Raw genomic sequence first — 18,193 nt, 5'->3', positions numbered from 1 at the left:
GGGCTTGAACCTTACATCGGTGTCAAGTTCTACCGTGCGCGCATGACGCAGACAACGGACTTGCCGGACTCCACGGACTCCACCGACTTCCTGGCCCCGGCCCGGCTCGGCCGGCTCGACCTCCCCCACCACCTCGTGATGGCCCCGCTGACCCGCAACCGCGCGGAAGCCGACGGCACTCCGACGGACCTCATGGTCACGCACTACGCCCAGCGTGCCTCCGCCGGTCTGATCATCGCCGAGGGCTCCACGCCCAACGCGGTCGGGCAGACGTACCCGGACATCACCGCGATCCACACCGACCGGCACACCGCCGGCTGGCGGCGGGTCACGGACGCGGTGCGGGCGGCCGGCGGGCGGATGTTCCTGCAGCTCCAGCACGGCGGCCGGGTCAGCCATCCGGCGACCACCGGCCGCACACCGGTCGCTCCCTCCCCCGTCCCGCTGCCGGAGACGATCTTCACCCCGTGGGGCCACCTGCGGGCCGCCGTCCCGCGCGCGATGAGCGCGGACGACATCTGCGCCACGATCGCCGACTTCGCCGCCGCCGCGCGCCGGGCCGTCGACGCGGGCTTCGAGGGCGTGGAGGTGCACTCGGCCAACGGGATGCTGCTGCACCAGTTCCTCGCGGACAACACCAACCGCCGCACCGACGGCTACGGCGGCCCGGCCCGGCGGCGGGTGCGCTTCGCGGCGGAGGTGACCGAGGCGGTGGCCGACGCGATCGGCGCGGACCGGGTGGGCATCCGGATCTCCCCCGCGAGCACGGTCAACGGGGTCCTGGAGGAGGACACCGAGGGCCTGTACGCCGCGCTCCTGAACCGGCTGAAGGGGCTGGACCTCGCCTATCTGCACCTGGTGCGCTCCGACCCGGCCACCGGCTGGTACCGGCGGATCCGCGCCGACTGGCCCGGTGTCCTGATCGGCAACCCGGACCTGACCGACCTGTCCACCCAGGCCGTCACCCGGGCCGCACGGGAGATGCTGGCGGCCGGTGCCGACCTGGTGGCGCTCGGCCGGCCGTTCCTCGCCAACCCGGACCTGGTCGAGCGGCTGCGCCTCGGCGCACCCCTCAACCCGGTCCGGGACCGGTACTTCATGTACGTGGGCGGGGCGGAGGGGTACAACGACTACCCCACCCTGGCCGGTCAGCCGTCCAGCGACTCGATCGTGGCGTTGGACGGGGCGCGGGTCGCCTGAAGGTCGCGGGCCACGTCCTCCGCGGCGCCCAGGACCCGTACCGCGTTCTGCCAGGTCAGCTTGGCCAGGTCGGCCTTGGACCAGCCGCGGTCGAGCAGTTCGGCGAGCAGGTTGGGGTAGCCGGAGACGTCGCCGAGGCCGTCGGGGGTGAACGCGGTGCCGTCGTAGTCGCCGCCGATGCCCAGGTGGTCGACGCCGGCGACCTCGCGCATGTGGTCCAGGTGGTCCGCGACCGTGGACACCGTGGCGATCGGGCGCGGGTTGTGCTCCTCGAAGGCCTCGTGGATCTTCATCGCCTCGGGGCCGGTGTCGAGGTGGTGCAGACCGTGGGCGCGCAGGTTCTCGTCGGCCGCCGCCGTCCAGTCGACGGCCGCCTGGAGCACGAACTTCGGCACGAACGTCACCATCGCCACACCGCCGTTGGCGGGCAGCCGCTCCAGGACGTCGTCGGGGACGTTGCGCGGGTGGTCGCACACGGCCCGCGCGGAGGAGTGCGAGAAGATCACCGGCGCGGCCGTGGTGTCCAGCGCGGCCCGCATGGTCGTGGGGGCCACGTGGGAGAGGTCGACCAGCATGCCGAGGCGGTTCATCTCCCGCACCACCTCGCGCCCGAACGCCGACAGGCCGCCGGCCTTCGGCTCGTCCGTCGCGGAGTCCGCCCAGTCGTTGTTGTCGTTGTGGGTGAGCGTCATGTAGCGCACGCCCAGCTCGTACAGACCGCGCAGGGTGCCCAGGGAGTTGTCGATCGAGTGACCGCCCTCCGCGCCCATGAGGGAGGCGATACGGCCCTCCGCGCGCGCCGCCTCCATGTCGGCGGCGGTCAGCGCGGCCCGCAGATCGGCGGGGTGCCGGGCGATCAACTGCCGTACGCAGTCGATCTGTTCGAGGGTCGCCGGCACCGCGCCGGGCAGGTCCGAGGGCACGTACACCGACCAGTACTGCGCCCCGACGCCGCCCGCGCGCAGCCGCGGGATGTCGGTGTGCAGATGGGCGTCCTGCCGTACGGCGATGTCGCGCGCGGCGAGGTCGTAGCGGACCTGTTTGCGCAGCGCCCACGGCAGGTCGTTGTGGCCGTCGACGACCGGGAACTCGCGCAGCAGGGACCGCGCTTCGTCAGTTGAGGTCATGCCTGTTACTTCCCGAAGCCGAAGCCGCTCGACCCCTCGACTTTCGAGCGCAGCCGCTTGCCCTTCTCGGTGGCCTGGTCGTTGAGGTCCTGCTGGAAGTCGCGCATCTTGTGCAGCAGGTCCTCGTCGTGCGCGGCGAGGATGCGGGCCGCGAGCAGGCCGGCGTTGCGGGCACCGGCGACGGAGACGGTGGCGACCGGGACACCGGCCGGCATCTGCACGATGGACAGCAGCGAGTCCATGCCGTCGAGGTACTTCAGCGGCACCGGCACGCCGATGACCGGCAGCGGAGTGACCGAGGCGAGCATGCCGGGCAGATGGGCGGCACCCCCCGCACCGGCGATGATCACCTTCAGGCCGCGGTCGGCGGCCTGCTCGCCGTAGGTGATCATCTCGCGCGGCATGCGGTGGGCGGAGACGACGTCGACCTCGTAGGCGATCTCGAACTCGTCCAGGGCCTTGGCGGCGGCCTCCATGACGGGCCAGTCGGAGTCCGACCCCATGACGATGCCAACAACAGGGCTCATTCGGTGATCGTGCCTCTCAGGTATCCGGCTGCGTGACGGGCGCGCTCCAGCACGTCGTCCAGGTCGTCGCCGTAGGTGTTGACGTGGCCGACCTTGCGGCCGGGCTTCACGTCCTTGCCGTACATGTGGATCTTGAGCTTGGGGTCGCGGGCCATGCAGTGCAAGTACGCGGAGTACATGTCGGGGTAGTCGCCGCCCAGGACGTTGACCATCACCGTCCACGGGGCACGCGGGCGGGGGTCGCCGAGCGGGAGGTCGAGGACCGCGCGGACGTGGTTGGCGAACTGGGAGGTGATCGCGCCGTCCTGGGTCCAGTGGCCCGAGTTGTGCGGGCGCATCGCCAGCTCGTTGACGAGGATGCGGCCGTCGCGGGTCTGGAACAGCTCGACCGCGAGGTGGCCGACGACGCCGAGTTCCTTGGCGATGGTCAGGGCCATCTGCTCGGCCTTGAGGGCCAGCGCCTGGTCCAGGCCGGGGGCCGGGGCTATGACGGTGTCGCACACGCCGGCCACCTGCTGCGATTCCACCACCGGGTAGGCGACGGCCTGGCCGTGCGGGGAGCGTACGACGTTGGCCGCGAGCTCGCGGACGTAGTCGACCTTCTCCTCGGCGAGCACCGGGACGCCCGCCCGGAACGGGTCCATGGCCTCCTCGGCGGACTCCACGACCCACACGCCCTTGCCGTCGTAGCCACCGCGCACGGTCTTCAGGACGACCGGGAAGCCGTCCCCCTCCGCCGCGAACCGGACCACGTCCTCCGGGTCGGCGACGATCCGGTGCCGCGGGCACGGGATGCCGATCAGATCGAGCTTCGCGCGCATCACGCCCTTGTCCTGGGCGTGCACCAGCGCGTCGGGCCCCGGACGGACGGGGATGCCGTCCGCCTCCAGGGCCCTGAGGTGCTCGGTGGGTACGTGTTCGTGATCGAAGGTGATCACATCGCAACCGCGCGCGAACTCGCGCAGCGTGTCCAGGTCGCGATAGTCGCCGATGACGACATCGTTCACGACCTGCGCCGCGGAATCCTGAGGGGTGTCACTGAGAAGCTTGAACCTGATGCCCAACGGGATGCCCGCCTCGTGCGTCATACGCGCGAGCTGCCCCCCGCCGACCATGCCGACTACCGGGAACGTCACACCCCTAGCGTATCGGCCACGCGGGGGCGACCGGATCGCGCCCTTCGGGGGAACTCTTACCAGTCGCTTTCCGCCCTCTTTCCGATCTGTTTCCCGGTCTTGGCCTTGTGCACAGGCGACAGGGGGTTCACCCGGATAGCATGGCTGGGCTGACGAAACCTACCGACGGGAGCTGCACAGCCATGGAACCTCGTTCCTCGGGGCTGCAACGGCTCGTACGCGAGGTGGCCAAGTTCGGCACCGTCGGCGTCGCGGGCATCTTCGTGAACCTCGGCGTCTTCAACCTCGTCCGGCACGTCTCCGACCTGCCGGTGGTACGCGCCAGCATCATCGCGACCATAGTCGCCATCGCCTTCAACTACGTCGGCTTCCGCTACTGGACGTACCGGGACCGTGACAAGGGCGGCCGCACCAAGGAGCTCACGCTCTTCCTGTTCTTCAGCGCGATCGGCCTGGTGATCGAGAACGGCGTGCTGTACGCGGCGACCTACGGCTTCGGCTGGGACAGCCCGCTGCAGAGCAACGTCTTCAAGTTCGTCGGCATCGGCGTCGCGACGCTCTTCCGCTTCTGGTCGTACCGCACCTGGGTGTTCCGCGTGCAGCCGTCCCAGGAGGCGGAGTCGATCCTGGTGGCCGAGTCGAAGCGGCCGCACACGGAGCCGGAGCCGAAGTCGCAGCGGGTTCCGTAACCCGGTTCAGCGCACCGTCGGCCGCTCCTCCTCCGTCTTGCGGGCCGGCGGCGTGCGTGAGAGGAACAGCCCGAACACCGGCGGCTGCGCCTGGAGCAGCTCCAGGCGCCCCCCGTCGGCCTCCGCGAGGTCGCGGGCGACGGCGAGGCCGATCCCGGTGGAGTTCCGTCCGCTGATCGTCCGCTCGAAGATCCGCGCGCCCAGGTCGGCCGGGACCCCGGGGCCCTCGTCGGTGACCTCCACCACGGCCTGGTTGCCGGTGACCCGGGTGCGCAGCGCGACCGTGCCGCCACCGTGCATGAGGGAGTTCTCGATCAGCGCCGCCAGCACCTGGGCGACCGCTCCCGGCGTGCCGACGGCGTGCAGATGCCGCTTGCCGGAGCTGACGATGGCCCGGCCCGCGCTGCGGTAGGCGGGCCGCCACTCGGCGAGCTGCTGCTGGATGACCTCGTCCAGATCGAAGGTGACGGCGGAGCCGGTACGCGGATCGCGCGAGTTCGTCAGCAGCCGCTCGACCACGTCGGTGAGCCGCTCGACCTGGGTGAGCGCGACGTTCGCCTCTTCCTTCACGATGTCCGGGTCGTCCGTGAGGGTGATCTCCTCCAGGCGCATCGAGAGCGCCGTGAGCGGGGTGCGCAGCTGGTGGGACGCGTCGGCCGCCAGGCGCCGCTCGGCGGTCAGCATGCGGCCGATCCGCTCGGCGGAGGAGTCCAGCACATCGGCGACCCGGTCCAGCTCGGGGACGCCGTACCGCTTGTGCCGCGGGCGCGGGTCGCCGGAGCCGAGCCGCTCGGCGGTCTCCGCGAGGTCGGTCAGCGGGGAGGCGAGCCGGTTGGCCTGCCGTACGGCCAGCAGCACGGCCGCGACCACCGCGAGCAGCGCCACCAGGCCGATGATCAGCAGGGTCCGGCCGACCTCGCGGGTCACCGCGGAGCGCGGCTCCTGCACCGTGACGCTCTCGCCCTCCTCGCCCTGCTGGGTGGCGTGGATGACATCGCCCCGCGGCTTGGTGCCGATCTCTATGGGCGCCTGCCCGGGCATGCGGATGACCGCGTACTGGTCCTTGCTGACCGGATTGCGCAGCACGTCCGCGTTGACGTTCTCCGCGGCGAGGATCCTGCTGTCCACGATGCTGGCCAGCCGGATCGCCTCGGAGTCCACCCGCTCCTGGGCGCTGTTGCTGATCGTCCGCGACTCGACGATCACCAGGGAGATGCCGAAGACGGCGATCACCACGAGGACGACGGCGAGAGTGGACTGGATGAGACGTCGACGCATGTTCCGTTACCTGAGGTGATCGCTGGGCCCCGGGAAGGGCTCACCCGGGGAGGGGCTCAGCTCTTCTCGAAGCGGAAGCCCACGCCTCGTACCGTGGCGATGTAGCGGGGGTTCGCCGCGTCGTCACCGAGCTTCTTGCGCAGCCAGGAGATGTGCATGTCGAGGGTCTTGGTGGAGGACCACCACGTGGTGTCCCAGACCTCGCGCATCAGCTGGTCGCGCGTGACGACCCGGCCGGCGTCCCGCACCAGCACCCGCAGCAGGTCGAACTCCTTGGCGGTGAGCTGGAGTTCCTCGTCGCCCATCCACGCCCGGTGCGACTCGACGTCGATCCGCACCCCGTGCGTGGCCGGCGGCTGCTGCGGCTCGGCGGCACCGCGCCGGAGCAGGGCCCGTACCCGGGCGAGCAGTTCGGCGAGCCGGAAGGGCTTGGTGACGTAGTCGTCGGCGCCCGCGTCCAGGCCGACGACGGTGTCCACCTCGTCGGCCCGCGCGGTCAGGATGAGGATCGGCACGGTGTGGCCGTCGGCCCGCAGCCGGCGGGCGACCTCCAGGCCGTCCATGCCCGGCAGGCCCAGGTCCAGTACGACCAGATCGACGCCGCCCTGCATCCCGGCGTCCAGCGCGGCGGGTCCGTCCTCGCGCACCTCGACCTCGTAACCTTCCCGGCGCAGGGCGCGGGCCAGCGGCTCCGAGATGGACGCGTCGTCCTCGGCGAGCAGTACACGGGTCATGAGGTGATGGTAGACCGCCCGCGTGCGGTGCTGGGGTGTGATCGCTTCCAGGAACTCTTACCTTGTGACGGCACTGGTACGAACCATCGCTGTGGGGGTGAGATCGTAGAAGAGACCTTCGATTCCGGTCCTGCGGTTCCTCCGACAGCTGTGATCCGTGTCTCAAGTCCTTCCATATCCGGCAGTGTCCTGCCGTATGGTGACCTGAACGCCTGTAGTACACCGGGGACCTTTGGCGAGCACATGACGCTGAGGGTCTCTTTTGTGTGCGGGCCGACCAAGATCAGTCCTTGGCCGGCCTTGAAAGGAATGACCTCTGGCCGGGCTCCGCAGCGCATCGAAGCGCGTCGGGGCGTGGATCCCGGTGGTCGCCGTCCACCGCTTCCGAGACCCGGACGCGGACTCCCCGCGGGCGTTGGGGGCGGACGACCGACCGTGCCGGTGCCGGCCGCACCCCCACCGGGCGCGCAACGCTCGAAAAGCGCGTCCCGACCAGCAAGGAACGACCATGGCGTCCAGCCTGACGAAGGACTCGGTCCGTCCGGGCACCCCCGGTTCCGAGAAGACCTTCTTCGGCCACCCCCGCGGCCTGGCCACTCTCTTCATGACCGAGATGTGGGAGCGTTTCTCCTACTACGGCATGAAGGCCCTCCTCACCGTCTACCTGCTCTCCGGCGGCCCCGATGCCGGCAAGGGCAGCCTGGGCGGCGGCCTGGCCATGGACGTGGCCACCACCACGGTGATCGTCTCCGTCTACTCGGCGATGGTCTACCTGCTCGCCATGCCCGGCGGCTGGCTGGGCGACCGTGTCTGGGGCCCGCGCAAGACGGTGACCATCGCGGCCGTCACGATCATGTCCGGCCACATCGTGCTGGCCCTGCCCGGCGGTCAGGCTCCGTTCTTCGCCGGTCTCGCGCTCGTCGCGGCCGGTTCGGGTCTGCTCAAGGCCAACATCTCCACGATGGTCGGCCACCTGTACAACGGCCCGGACGACCCGCGCCGCGACGGCGGTTTCACCATCTTCTACATGGGCATCAACGCGGGCGCCTTCTTCGCCCCGCTGGCCATCGGAACCGTCGGCCAGGAGGTCAACTGGCACCTCGGCTTCGGTATGGCCGCGGTCGGCATGGCGGTCGGTCTCGCCGCGTTCCTGCTCGGCACCCGCAACCTGAGCGCCAAGAGCGACATCGTCCCCAAGCCGCTGACCGCCGAGGAGCGCACCACCTGGCTGCGCAAGGGCCTGACCTGGGTGGCCGTCGCGGCCGTGTTCTACGGCATCGTCGGCGGCACCGGCCACTTCACCCTGAACTGGGCGATGATCCCGCTGACCGTCATCGGTCTGGTCATCCCGGCGGGCGTGCTGATGCGCATCAAGCGGGACAGGGAGCTCTCGACCACCGAGCAGTCGAAGATGACCGCCTACATCTGGTTCTTCGTGGCCGCCGCCGTCTTCTGGATGATCTACGACCAGGGCGCGTCGACGGTCCAGGCGTTCGGCGAGGGCAAGGCGTCCCACGACCTGCTGGGCTTCGGCTTCCCGACCTCCTGGTACCAGTCGCTGAACCCGCTGTTCATCATGGCGCTGGCCCCGGTCTTCGCCTGGGTCTGGGTGTGGCTGAACCGCAGGGGCAAGGAGCCCAGCACCATCGTGAAGTTCTCGATGGGCCTGGTCCTGATCGGTGTGTCGTTCTTCTTCTTCCTGATCCCGCTGGCCATGGCGGCGAACGGCACCGCGGTCAGCCCGATGTGGCTGGTCGGCATCTACTTCATCCAGACCGTCGGCGAGCTCTGCCTGTCGCCGGTCGGCCTGTCGGTGACGACGAAGATGGCCCCCGCCAAGTACGCCAGCCAGATGATGGGCGTGTGGTTCCTGGCGGTCACCGCGGGCGACTCCGTCACCAGCCTGCTGTCCAACCCGGCCATCGCCGGGGTCGACCTCAGCGGTACGGGCGCCGTCTTCGGGGAGGCGCTCCTCGCGGCCCTCGCCGGTTTCGCGGTGTGGATGTACCGCCGGAAGGTCAAGTCGCTGATGGGCGACGTGCACTGACCTGTCGGAAGGCTAAACGGCGGAGGGCCGCCGCACCTCGGGTGCGGCGGCCCTCCGCCGTTCGTCCGTCACTTGGTCTCGACCGACCAGGACCGGGTGAAGCTGCTGAAGCCGCACATCACGGTCGACTTCTGGCCGGGCTTCACCCACGGCCCCCACAGGTACCACGGGATCTCGTGCGGGTTGCCGCGTCCGCGGATGACGTCGCACACGAGCTTCACCCGGTGCTTGGTCACCGGCTTGCCCGAAGCGGACTTCTTGCACGACGACGTGGCCTTGGGCCGGCCGAGGTCGAGGTGCACCACCGCCGTGCACGTGTACTTCGCCCCGGCCGCCTCCGCGGTGCCCGCGCCGGCCAGGCCCGTCCCCGTCGCCATGAGGAGGACGGCGAGCGCGCCGCCCGCCGCCTTCTTCCCCCACATCATTTGCTCCTCTTTTCTCCATCGGACGTCGAGAACGAAGGTCAATCGCCCAACTGCATCTTTGCCCGATGGGTAGTGCGCTTGTTCACTTTGCTTGCATGAACGACGGGGACGTTATAGCGCCATTGATCTTGGAAGCAAATCGTCTGCTGGGGTTTGAGTGTTTTCTGAGGTACGGCGGCTGGTCAGCGCGTCCGTCGGCCCGGCATGAACGTGAACACCGCGCCGCCCAGCAGGATCGCCGTGCCCGCCACCAGGCCGAGGGCCTTCAGGGCGCCGTGGTCGCTCGCGCCGGTCTCGGCGAGGCCGCCGGAGCCGGAGGTGCCGCTGCCGCCGGTCGAGGAGGTGCCTCCCGAGGTCGACGTGGATCCGGACGTGCCGCCCGGCTGCCGGCTGGTGTCCAGGGTGAGCGAGACCGCTGTCTTCGTCGGTGTGCAGGTCGTGGTCGTGCCGAGGGCCTTGACCGTGAGGACGCCCGGGGACAGCGTCGAGGAGCCGCTCGCGCCGGGCTTGTAGGTCCCGGTGAGGTCGGGGATCTCGATCGGGTCGCCGGACTTGATGTCCTTCGCGTTCGTCGGCCCCTCCACATGCACCGTGCCCTTGTCGGCGCCGCCCAGCACCACCTCCATGGACGGCTTCACGGAGCCCTTCGGGATGTCGGCGGGGCTGTTCATCACCGACTTCTTGAACTGCACGGTGAGGTCGAAGTTCCCGCCGTTCCTCTTGGCGTTGATCTGCACCGGCGAGGTCGCGTTCTTGTCGCCGATCGGCGTCTTGCAGGCGTAGGGGATCTGTACCTCCTTGCCGGTGAAGTCGGTCTGCCCGCCGCCGGACGCGGTGGCTGTGGGGGTGGCCGACCGGGTGGGGGTGCCGGACGGGGTCGGTGTCGTCGACTGCGTCGGCGTGCCGGTGCCCCCGCCGCCCCCACCGGTCACCTGGATGGTCGCCGCCTTCTGCACGGTCTCCTTGGGCGTGCACTTGGTGTCCGTCGACATCGCGTTGACGGTGTACGCGTCGGGCGTCAGCGTCACCTCGCCGGCCGTCGTCAGCTTGATGCTGCCCTTCATGTCGGACAGCACCATGGCGGCGCCCTTGGGGATCGCGGGGTTCGTGCGGGTCCCCTGCATCGCGATGCCGGCGACCTGCGCCCCGGCCGCCTTCAGCACGCCGGAGGGCTGGACCGAGTTCGCGGGCAGGTCGATGATGTCGGGATTCTTGGACGCGGCCTGGACGAACTTCCACACCACGTCCACCGTGTCGCCGACCTTCGCCGTGGCCGGCGCGTCGATCTCGACCTTCGTGGTGCCGTCGACCGGGCTGATGCCCGCGGGGGGCACACAGTGGGTGGCGTACGCCACCTCGGCCGCCTGCGCGGGGCTCGCGGCGAGGCCCAGCAGGACGCCCGCACCGCTCAGCGCCAGCGCGGCGCCCGCGGCCGTACCTCTCCTTCGGATGCTCACGTCGGTCCTTTCGTGGTGGGAGTCGTCGGACTCGTCGGGCTGTCGGGGTGCGGTGCGGAGAGCCGGCCGGCCGGGTCGCCCGGGACGGAGTCCGGGGCGAACCACGGCAGGGTCGGGTTCGTGGGGGGCGGTTCGGAGGTACGGCGGCCGGGGCGGGGCAGCCGGTGCAGGCGCGGCGTGCGGGCGGGGCGGGCGGCACCCGGGCGGCGCGGCCGCACCCGGTCCACCACGGCCATCCCGATGCGGAACAGCGCGGCCGGGACGACCAGGCAGAGCAGGATCCAGAACAGCGTCACGCCCCAGGGGCGGCCCACGCCCCACGGCTGTTCGGCGAGGACCCTGCCGTCGTACTTCAGGGAGACGGTGTAGTCGCCGTGCGCCCCGGCGGACAGCTCGACCGGCAGCCTCACCTCGGCCTTCCCGCCGGGGGCCAGGGTGCCGTGCCACTGCCGGTCGTCCCACTGCGGGGCGAAGACGCCGTGCGCGCTGCCGACCTGGAAGACGGGGTCCTTGATCGTGCCCGTGCCGGTGTTGCCGACGGTGAGGACGAGGCTGCGGCTCGGCGGCGCGCCGAACCAGGTCAGCAGGCCGCTCGAACCGGTCAGCCGGACGTCGGACAGCACGGAGAGCCGGCCGGCGGACGGTTCGGCGGGCAGCGGGGCGACGGGATGCCCGGCGACCTGCAGGACGGCGTCCGCCTCGGCCCGGGCGCCGGTGACCGTGGCCACGTGCACCACGCAGGGGCAGGGCACGGGCGGTTCGGCGACCGGGAGCCGGCGGCTGAAGGCACCCTGCGCATCGGTGGTCACGGCCCGGCCGTCGCCGTTGGCGCAGGAGTTGGTGCCGCCGATGACCCCCCGGGCCGGGGTGGCCCGCCCGCACACCAGCAGCATCAGCAAGGTGTGCGGCCGCCAGCCGCTGCCGCCGACGGTGACCGAGCCGCCGGTACCGGCCTGGGACGCCGACAGTCTCACCGCCGGCCCGTCCGCCGCGTACGTCCGTCCGCCGCCGGTCAACAGAAGCAACGCGAGCACCGCCGCCACCGCCGGCACCCGCAGGATCCCCGCCCTGCCGCTCACTTCACCGCGCCTTCCGTCAACTCACCACTGGGGTACGGGAGACCGGCGACCGCAGAGTCCCGCGCACTCCCGGTCACCGGACCACCGACCGCCGGAGTGCGGCCGCGACGCCGGCGGACGGCGGTCGGCACCGCCACGCCCGCGAGCAGTACGGCGCCCGCCACCGCCACGGCAGGCCACGGCACGAACCGGGCCGACGTGGTCGCCGTGTCGTGGGCTCCGCCCGGGGCCGTGACCGTCAGCCGTACGTCGACCGCGTCCAGCGCGGGACGGTCGGGCCAGGGCTCGGTGAGCCGCACGCGGGCGCCTGGGCGCAGGTGGACGGCCAGCGTGCGCGGCGCCCGGTCAAGGACCCGGCCGAGGACACCGTCGGCGCGTACCGCGAGCCTCGGCACGAGGACGGTCGTACCGCGGTTGACCAGCTCGTACGTGATGCGGTCGGCGTGCACGGCGAGGTGCTCGACGGTCAGCGCGGCGAGCGCCGGGCCCCCGACGCGCAGCCGGACCGGGACGGTCGCCGTACGCCCCCGCGCGTCCCGCGCGACGACGGCACCGGAGCGGTCGCCGGGCGCGGCCCCGGCCGGCACGGTCACCGTGAAGGGCACCTCGGCGCGGGTGCGGGCCGGGACGCGTAGCCCGCGCTCCGCCTTCTCGACGAAGACCGTGCGCAGACCCGTTCCGGACAGCCGTACGACGACCGGCGCCCGCCCGGGATTGGTGACGGCCACCGTGTCCTGCAGCACCGCCCCCGGCGGACCCTCGGCGTAGAAGGACGGGCGGCCACCGCCCACGGGCGCGACGGACCACCGCCCGGATGCGGGGGCGGCCCCAGGTGCGGCGGAGGCGCCGGCCGCGGCACCCAGTACGGCGCACAGGCACAGGGCCGCGGGCAGGGCGGCGCGGGCCGGAAGCGACGCGTGGGTCCGGGGCGGGCACCGATGACGGCTCAGGGCGCGGGCGGCGGACGGCATGGGCGGCTCCGGGCGGTTGTCCTGGGTTTCGACGGGGCTCGGCTTCGGCGGTGACTCTGCTCTGCGCGGTCGGCCTGGCGGCTTGGGCAGTGACTCGGCTTCGGCGCCCGGCCCGGGGCTTCGGCGGTGGCTCCGCTTTCGGTGGTCGGCCTGGGCTTCGGCGGTGGCTCGGCTTTCGGCGGTCGGCCTGGGGCTTCGGCGGTGGCTCGGCTTTCGGCGGTCGGCCTGGGGCTTCGGCGGTGGCTCGGCTTTCGGCGTTCGGTCTGGAGCTTCGGCAGTGGATCGGTTCTCGGTGGTCGATCTGGGGCGGACGGCCTGCAGGATTCGGCGGTGGCTTCGCTTCGGCGCTCGGCCTGGGGCTTCGGCGGTGGCTCCGCTATCGGTGGTCGGTCTGGGGCTTCGACGGTGGCTCGGTGGTCGGCCTGGGGCGGACGGTCTGGGGGATTCGGCGGTGGTTCCGCTCTCGGTGGGCGGCCTGGGCTTCGGCGCTCGGCCTGGGGCTTCTGTGGTCGTCCGGCCGGGTCAGCGGCGGGACGGCTGGTTGCGGCGGGTCAGCCAGAGGGCGCCGGCCGCGCCGGTGAGGAGGACCGTGCCGCCGAGGGTGCCGAGGGCGATCGCGGAGTCCTCCGGGCCGGTCTGCGGGAGCGTTCCGCCGGTGGAGGAGCTGCCGGAGGACGACGTCGGCGAGGAGCCGCCTGCCGCGGTCACGTCCAGCGTGAGCCCCGGCCCGGGGCTGTTGGTCGGCGTGCAGGTCGTCGTCGTACCGAGTGCCTTGATGACGAGCGTGCTCGGAGTGAAGGTGACCTTGCCGGTCTTCTTCGGCGTGTACGTACCGCTCAGATCGCTGATCTTGATCGGGGTGTTGGCGGGGATCGCGGCCGCGTTGGCGGGCCCGCTGACCGGCAGCGTGCCGCTGTCGGCGCCGCCGAGCCGGATGCTCGCGCTCGGCGTCATCGCGCCCTTGCCCAGCTCGACGGGGCTGGAGGAGACGCCCTTCTGCCAGGACATGGTGATCCGGTAGCCGCTGCCGCTCTTGACGCCCTTGATGTCGATGGGCGAGACGGCGCTCTTGACGCCGATCGGGGTCTGACAGCGGTAGTTCACGTCGACCACGTCGGCACGGGCGGCCGGCGCGGACAGCAGCAGCGCCGAGCCGGCCAGGGCCGCGGCGGACGCGAGCGCGGCGGTTCGTTTCGGGTACGACACGATCGGTCCACCCCAATCCCTTGCGACGACATTTCCTGACGACGTATCAGATTCGGCCGTCAAGGTACGCCCGGCGCCGCGAGGAGGGAAGACGCATCACACGCCGGAGTTGTGGTGATCCGGCGTGTGTGACGGGTGGCTGGAGTGGAGGCTGGGCAGTGGCGTCAGGGCCTGCGCAGCACCTCCGGCAGGCCCCAGCGCCGCAGCACCTCGGGGACGGCGACGGTGCCGTCGGGCCGCTGGTGCTGTTCCAGGAGGGCCGGAACCAGACGGCTGGTGGCCAGGCCCGAGGCGTTGAGCGTGTGGACGTACGCCGCCTTGCCGCCGCCCGCCGGGCGGTACCGGATGCCGCCGCGCCGTGCCTGGTAGTCGCGGGCGTTCGACACCGAGCTCACCTCGGCGTAGGTGCCGAGGCTGGGCAGCCAGACCTCGACGTCGTACGTCTTGGCCTGGGCGGCGCTGGTGTCCCCGGCGGCGAGGCGGGTGACGCGGTAGTGCAGGCCCAGGTCCGTGACCAGCTGCTCGGCGCGGTCCAGCAGTTCGAGCTGGGCCGCGTCCGAGTCGGCGGGCCGGGTGAGCTGGAACAGTTCGACCTTGTTGAACTGGTGGCCGCGCAGGGTGCCCCGCTCGGCGGCGCGGTAGCCGCCGGCCTCCTTGCGGTAACAGGGCGTGCAGGCCACGTACTTGAGCGGCAGCTCGCTCTCGTCGAGGGTCTCGCCCTGGTGCAGGGCGGCGAGCGCGGTCTCGGCGGTGGGCAGCAGGAACCGCTCGGGACGGCCGTCGGCCCCGCGGTCCGTGACGAAGACGTCGTCGGCGAACTTCGGGAACTGGCCCGCGACGTAGCCGGCCTGCCAGGTGAGCAGGTGGGGCGGCAGCACGAAGGTGTAGCCGGCCCGGCGGTGGCCGTCCAGGAAGTGGTTGAGCAGCGCCCACTCCAGCGCGGCTCCCTCGCCCCGGTAGACCCAGTTCCCGCTGCCGGCGAGCGCGGCGCCGCGCCGGTGGTCGACCAGTGCGAGCTCCTCGGTGAGCCGGACGTGGTCCCGGGGCGGGAAGCCGAACTCCGGGCGGGCGCCCTCGGTGCGGACGACCTCGTTGTGTTCCTTGCCGCCCGCGGGCACGTCCGGATCGGGGAGGTTCGGCAGGCCGTCGAGGAAGGCGCGGTGTTCCGTCTCCAGCCTGCCGTGCGCGGCGGTCGCCTCGGCGACCCGGTCGGCCAGTTCCGCGGCCCTGCGCAGGAGTTCGTCCGCCGGTTCGCCGGTCCGGCGGCGGGTGGCGATGTCCGCCGAGACACGGCGCCGTTCACCGCGCAGCCGCTCCAGGGCCGTTCGGGCCTCGCGCAGCCGCTGGTCGAGCGCGAGGAAGGCGTCGAGGTCCACGTCCAGGCCGCGTTTGGCCAGGCCTTCGCGGACGCGTCGGGGGTGCTGTCGGACGAGGGTGACGTCAAGCATGCTGCTGCCCAACTGATCGGCGGGGCGGCACGGTCCGCCCCGGGTCGGTCCCTCGGGGCGTGGGCGAGAGGGTGCTCGCGGTGCCACCACGCCTTCGCCGTCGTACGACGGCCTCTTAAAGCCCGATGACGGGGGCCGGCCGGCGGGGCATTTCCTCCCCGCACTCGGGAGGGGATTCGCACCGGGGGGCGAGGCCGCCTTCACAGCGGGTGGCGGCTCTCTCGGCTCGCCGGATCCCGGGCTACTTGTCTCCGTCAGCGCGTTGCGGCCAGGGTAGGCGGCGCAGTTTTCTGCGCAAACCGATTTTCCGGGCGCCGTGGGTGGCCGGAAACCCTAGGGTCATGCAGCCGGGAGCCCGTTGAACCCTGCCAGGGAGCCCGATGGACCGCGCCCGGGGACCCGATGCCCTGCGCCCGGGAGCCCGATGGACCACGCCCGGGAACCCGGCGCCCTACGCCGGAGCGCCCAGTTCCGCCCACACCGTCTTGCCCGGGCGGCCCGCGGCGCGGACGACGCCCCAGTCCAGGCACAGCCGCTGCACGATGAACATGCCGTGGCCGCCGGGGCGGCCGGCGCGGTGGGGGGTGCGGGGGGCCGGCTGGCCGGTGCCGCTGTCCGAGACCTCGATCCGGATCACCTTTTTGTCGCAGGCCAGGAGCAGTTCCTCCGGGCCCTCGGCGTGCAGGCAGGCGTTGGTGACCAGTTCCGAGACGACGAGCAGCACATCCTCGGCCGCGGCCCGCTGGTCGGCGCCGGCGGCGGGCAGCCAGCCCCACGCGTACAGCGCCTGGCGGGTGAAGTCGCGGGCGAGCGGGACGACCCCGCTCTCGCCCTGCAGGCCGATCCGGCGGACGTGCGGCCCGCCGAGGCCCTGGGTGCCGCCGGGCGGTACGGACGGCGCGGCTGCCCCCGTGGGCGCGCCGGCCGGCGGCGCACCCTCCTCGGACGCCCCGGAAGCGCCGCTGGGCTCCGGGCCGCGGTCGCCCGGCGAGTAAGGCCGGGTGGTGCTCATCAGCGCTTCACCTCACCGAATCACCAGTTCACGATGTCATGATCCAAAGGACCGGCACTCGTCCGTGCCGGCCGGTCCGTACGTCGTCCACCCGCTGTCCGTACGTCGTCCGCCACTGTCCGCGCGGGGTGTCCTGTCCGTCCGTCCGTCGTACGTACGTCCCGTCCGGTCGTCTCGCCGGTCCCGGGGCGGTCCGGGCCGGCGCTCGTCAGGGGGTGCCCCGCCTTCTCCTGCCCTCTCCTGCCCGGCCGATCCGGCACAACACCCCTGATTTCGGTGTGCCCGGCGCGAACGCCCGCGGCCGCCGGGACACGGGAGGGCGGGCACGGCGGGGTCAGTCGGCGCCGTCGGCCAGGGCGGCCTCCACGGAGTCGTGCACGGTGAAGACCGCCTCCGCCCCGGTGATCTCGAACACCCGGGCGACCACCGGCTGCATCCCGGCCAGATGGACCCCGCCACCGGCGGCCTCCGCCTTCAGCCGGGCGCCGAGCAGGACGTTCAGGCCCGTGGAGTCGCAGAACTCCAGTCGTGCGCAGTCCACGACGAGGCGCGAGAAGCCCTTGTCCAGAAGGTCGTCGAGGGGCTCGCGCAGAAGATCGGCGGTGTGGTGATCGAGCTCACCCGCCGGTGTCACAACGGCGCTGGAGCCCTCTTCACGCACCTCCACCAGAAGCCGGCCCGACTGTGCGCTGCCGACCGTCCCGTGGTCCATGCCGTCTCTCTCCCGAGGTCGTGGACGCTGACTGCTCTCGAACATTACGCCCTCCATGCGCACTCCGGCACCCGAAGAACCTCACGGAAGTGGACATATCACAACAGAACGCACTTGCGATCGCCTCCGTCGAGCGGGTAGGGCTAGTAGGAACATCTTTCGCTACACGCCGGCTTTGGAGGCGCCGCACACCGCAGTGCACGTATTGGCTTCGGCAGCCATATGCCGAGAACGATGGAGGACACCATGTCACCCCGGCTCGACGCATCGCATACCCCGATCGCGACGTCGACACCCCCACCGGAACAACTGGATCATCCCATCGACGCCCTCGACCCCTTCGAGGGACTCCCGGAGATCCCCCCGTACGACGAGATCGGCCCGGTCGATGCTCGCGCCCTGTCCAAGACCCTCTTCGAGCGCCTGGAGTCGCTGGAGGAAGGGACGCACGAGTACTCGTACGTCCGCAACACGCTCGTCGAGCTCAACCTCGCGCTCGTGAAGTTCGCCGCCTCCCGCTTCCGCTCCCGCAGCGAGCCGATGGAGGACATCATCCAGGTCGGCACCATCGGCCTGATCAAGGCGATCGACCGCTTCGAGCTCGCCCGCGGAGTGGAGTTCCCCACCTTCGCGATGCCGACGATCATCGGCGAGATCAAGCGTTTCTTCCGTGACACCTCGTGGTCCGTGCGCGTTCCGCGCCGGCTGCAGGAGCTGCGCCTGGACCTGGCCAAGGCCGGGGACGAGCTGGCCCAGCGGCTGGACCGGGCGCCGACCGTCCCGGAGCTGGCCGAGAAGCTCGGCATCTCCAACGACGAGGTCCTGGAGGGCATGGCCGCCTCGAACGCCTACACCGCCTCCTCGCTGGACGCCCAGCCCGAGGAGGACGAGACGGAGGGCGCGCTCGCGGACCGCATCGGGTACGAGGACCACGGTCTGGAGGGCATCGAGTACGTCGAATCCCTCAAGCCGCTGATCGCCGAGCTCCCGCAACGGGACCGGAAGATCCTCTCCCTGCGTTTCGTGGCGAACATGACCCAGTCGGAGATCGGCGAGGAACTCGGCATCTCCCAGATGCACGTGTCCCGGCTGCTGGCGCGCACGCTGGTACGGCTGCGCAAGGGTCTGACCCTCGAGGAGTGACC

17 protein-coding genes are annotated in these 18,193 nt (G+C 71.5%); 4 read left to right on the top strand and 13 right to left on the bottom strand.

The window, feature by feature from the left end; all coding sequences use genetic code 11:
- The first annotated feature begins 42 nt into the window (after positions 1–42).
- The gene (locus ABB07_RS22985) at positions 43–1,200 is read left to right on the top strand and encodes an alkene reductase (RefSeq protein WP_208900473.1); all 1,158 of its coding nucleotides are present in this window, start codon (positions 43–45) and stop codon (positions 1,198–1,200) included.
- On the opposite strand, the gene ABB07_RS22980 is transcribed toward ABB07_RS22985, so the two are convergent.
- Genes ABB07_RS22980 through ABB07_RS22970 form a run of 3 tightly spaced genes read right to left on the bottom strand, consistent with a single transcriptional unit; the run spans position 1,149 to position 3,990 of the window.
- Positions 1,149–2,327: a dipeptidase gene (locus tag ABB07_RS22980; RefSeq protein WP_208900472.1), complete on the bottom strand. Its 1,179-nt coding sequence runs from the start codon at positions 2,325–2,327 to the stop codon at positions 1,149–1,151. The genes ABB07_RS22985 and ABB07_RS22980 overlap by 52 nt on opposite strands.
- A 5-nt stretch (positions 2,328–2,332) precedes the next feature.
- Positions 2,333–2,854, bottom strand: coding sequence for a 5-(carboxyamino)imidazole ribonucleotide mutase (gene purE, locus ABB07_RS22975; RefSeq protein WP_079048792.1), 522 nt, complete (start codon positions 2,852–2,854; stop codon positions 2,333–2,335).
- Positions 2,851–3,990, bottom strand: coding sequence for a 5-(carboxyamino)imidazole ribonucleotide synthase (locus ABB07_RS22970; protein WP_208900471.1), 1,140 nt, complete (start codon positions 3,988–3,990; stop codon positions 2,851–2,853). The genes purE and ABB07_RS22970 overlap by 4 nt, the downstream gene beginning before the upstream one ends.
- Positions 3,991–4,172: 182 nt before the next feature.
- Between ABB07_RS22970 and ABB07_RS22965 the strand changes: the two genes are divergently transcribed.
- Complete coding sequence (locus ABB07_RS22965) at positions 4,173–4,679, top strand: GtrA family protein (protein WP_208900470.1); 507 nt, start codon at positions 4,173–4,175, stop codon at positions 4,677–4,679.
- 6 nt (positions 4,680–4,685) lie between these two features.
- On the opposite strand, the gene ABB07_RS22960 is transcribed toward ABB07_RS22965, so the two are convergent.
- Both ABB07_RS22960 and ABB07_RS22955 read right to left on the bottom strand, forming a co-directional pair.
- Complete coding sequence (locus tag ABB07_RS22960) at positions 4,686–5,957, bottom strand: ATP-binding protein (RefSeq protein ID WP_208900469.1); 1,272 nt, start codon at positions 5,955–5,957, stop codon at positions 4,686–4,688.
- A 56-nt stretch (positions 5,958–6,013) separates the two neighbouring features.
- On the bottom strand, positions 6,014–6,691 hold the full coding sequence (locus tag ABB07_RS22955) for a response regulator transcription factor (protein ID WP_030653180.1): 678 nt from the start codon (positions 6,689–6,691) through the stop codon (positions 6,014–6,016).
- Positions 6,692–7,199: 508 nt separating this feature from the next.
- Between ABB07_RS22955 and ABB07_RS22950 the strand changes: the two genes are divergently transcribed.
- Positions 7,200–8,738 carry a peptide MFS transporter gene (locus ABB07_RS22950; RefSeq protein WP_208900468.1) on the top strand — a complete coding sequence of 513 codons (1,539 nt, stop codon included), beginning with the start codon at positions 7,200–7,202 and terminating at the stop codon, positions 8,736–8,738.
- Positions 8,739–8,806: 68 nt separating this feature from the next.
- Here ABB07_RS22950 and ABB07_RS22945 read toward each other — a convergent pair whose 3' ends face one another.
- From ABB07_RS22945 to ABB07_RS22910, 8 genes are all read right to left on the bottom strand, one after another.
- Positions 8,807–9,163 (bottom strand): hypothetical protein, encoded by a 357-nt coding sequence (locus ABB07_RS22945; protein WP_208900467.1) that lies wholly within the window; start codon positions 9,161–9,163, stop codon positions 8,807–8,809.
- 182 nt (positions 9,164–9,345) lie between these two features.
- Positions 9,346–10,620 carry a hypothetical protein gene (locus ABB07_RS22940; RefSeq protein ID WP_244189475.1) on the bottom strand — a complete coding sequence of 425 codons (1,275 nt, stop codon included), beginning with the start codon at positions 10,618–10,620 and terminating at the stop codon, positions 9,346–9,348.
- Positions 10,617–11,699, bottom strand: a complete 1,083-nt coding sequence (locus ABB07_RS22935) for a hypothetical protein (protein ID WP_244189474.1) — start codon at positions 11,697–11,699, stop codon at positions 10,617–10,619. The genes ABB07_RS22940 and ABB07_RS22935 overlap by 4 nt, the downstream gene beginning before the upstream one ends.
- Positions 11,696–12,670: a COG1470 family protein gene (locus ABB07_RS22930; RefSeq protein ID WP_244189473.1), complete on the bottom strand. Its 975-nt coding sequence runs from the start codon at positions 12,668–12,670 to the stop codon at positions 11,696–11,698. Before ABB07_RS22930 ends, ABB07_RS22935 begins: the two co-directional genes overlap by 4 nt.
- A 522-nt stretch (positions 12,671–13,192) precedes the next feature.
- A complete protein-coding gene (locus ABB07_RS22925; protein WP_208900466.1) occupies positions 13,193–13,876 on the bottom strand; it encodes an LPXTG cell wall anchor domain-containing protein in 684 nt (227 codons plus the stop codon).
- A gap of 164 nt (positions 13,877–14,040) precedes the next feature.
- A complete protein-coding gene (gene serS, locus ABB07_RS22920; RefSeq protein WP_208900465.1) occupies positions 14,041–15,324 on the bottom strand; it encodes a serine--tRNA ligase in 1,284 nt (427 codons plus the stop codon).
- A 451-nt stretch (positions 15,325–15,775) separates the two neighbouring features.
- Positions 15,776–16,336: an ATP-binding protein gene (locus ABB07_RS22915; RefSeq protein WP_208900464.1), complete on the bottom strand. Its 561-nt coding sequence runs from the start codon at positions 16,334–16,336 to the stop codon at positions 15,776–15,778.
- A gap of 334 nt (positions 16,337–16,670) precedes the next feature.
- Positions 16,671–17,048, bottom strand: a complete 378-nt coding sequence (locus ABB07_RS22910; protein WP_208900463.1) for an STAS domain-containing protein — start codon at positions 17,046–17,048, stop codon at positions 16,671–16,673.
- Between the two features lie 246 nt (positions 17,049–17,294).
- Between ABB07_RS22910 and ABB07_RS22905 the strand changes: the two genes are divergently transcribed.
- The gene (locus ABB07_RS22905) at positions 17,295–18,191 is read left to right on the top strand and encodes an RNA polymerase sigma factor SigF (protein WP_208900462.1); all 897 of its coding nucleotides are present in this window, start codon (positions 17,295–17,297) and stop codon (positions 18,189–18,191) included.
- Positions 18,192–18,193 lie beyond the last annotated feature (2 nt).

Source organism: Streptomyces incarnatus, assembly GCF_001027185.1.
Classification (GTDB): domain Bacteria; phylum Actinomycetota; class Actinomycetes; order Streptomycetales; family Streptomycetaceae; genus Streptomyces; species Streptomyces puniciscabiei.
Note: the sequence above shows the minus strand (reverse complement) of the source record. Positions and strands in the feature narration are given on the sequence as shown.

Bases quoted from the DNA above. Each gene is read 5' to 3' on its own strand.
- ABB07_RS22985 (WP_208900473.1), top strand. From the start codon at position 43: ATGACGCAGACAACGGACTTGCCGGACTCCACGGACTCCACCGACTTC.
- ABB07_RS22980 (WP_208900472.1), bottom strand. From the start codon at position 2,327: ATGACCTCAACTGACGAAGCGCGGTCCCTGCTGCGCGAGTTCCCGGTC.
- purE (WP_079048792.1), bottom strand. From the start codon at position 2,854: ATGAGCCCTGTTGTTGGCATCGTCATGGGGTCGGACTCCGACTGGCCC.
- ABB07_RS22965 (WP_208900470.1), top strand. From the start codon at position 4,173: ATGGAACCTCGTTCCTCGGGGCTGCAACGGCTCGTACGCGAGGTGGCC.
- ABB07_RS22960 (WP_208900469.1), bottom strand. From the start codon at position 5,957: ATGCGTCGACGTCTCATCCAGTCCACTCTCGCCGTCGTCCTCGTGGTG.
- ABB07_RS22955 (WP_030653180.1), bottom strand. From the start codon at position 6,691: ATGACCCGTGTACTGCTCGCCGAGGACGACGCGTCCATCTCGGAGCCG.
- ABB07_RS22950 (WP_208900468.1), top strand. From the start codon at position 7,200: ATGGCGTCCAGCCTGACGAAGGACTCGGTCCGTCCGGGCACCCCCGGT.
- ABB07_RS22945 (WP_208900467.1), bottom strand. From the start codon at position 9,163: ATGATGTGGGGGAAGAAGGCGGCGGGCGGCGCGCTCGCCGTCCTCCTC.
- ABB07_RS22930 (WP_244189473.1), bottom strand. From the start codon at position 12,670: ATGCCGTCCGCCGCCCGCGCCCTGAGCCGTCATCGGTGCCCGCCCCGG.
- serS (WP_208900465.1), bottom strand. From the start codon at position 15,324: ATGCTTGACGTCACCCTCGTCCGACAGCACCCCCGACGCGTCCGCGAA.
- ABB07_RS22915 (WP_208900464.1), bottom strand. From the start codon at position 16,336: ATGAGCACCACCCGGCCTTACTCGCCGGGCGACCGCGGCCCGGAGCCC.
- ABB07_RS22910 (WP_208900463.1), bottom strand. From the start codon at position 17,048: ATGGACCACGGGACGGTCGGCAGCGCACAGTCGGGCCGGCTTCTGGTG.
- ABB07_RS22905 (WP_208900462.1), top strand. From the start codon at position 17,295: ATGTCACCCCGGCTCGACGCATCGCATACCCCGATCGCGACGTCGACA.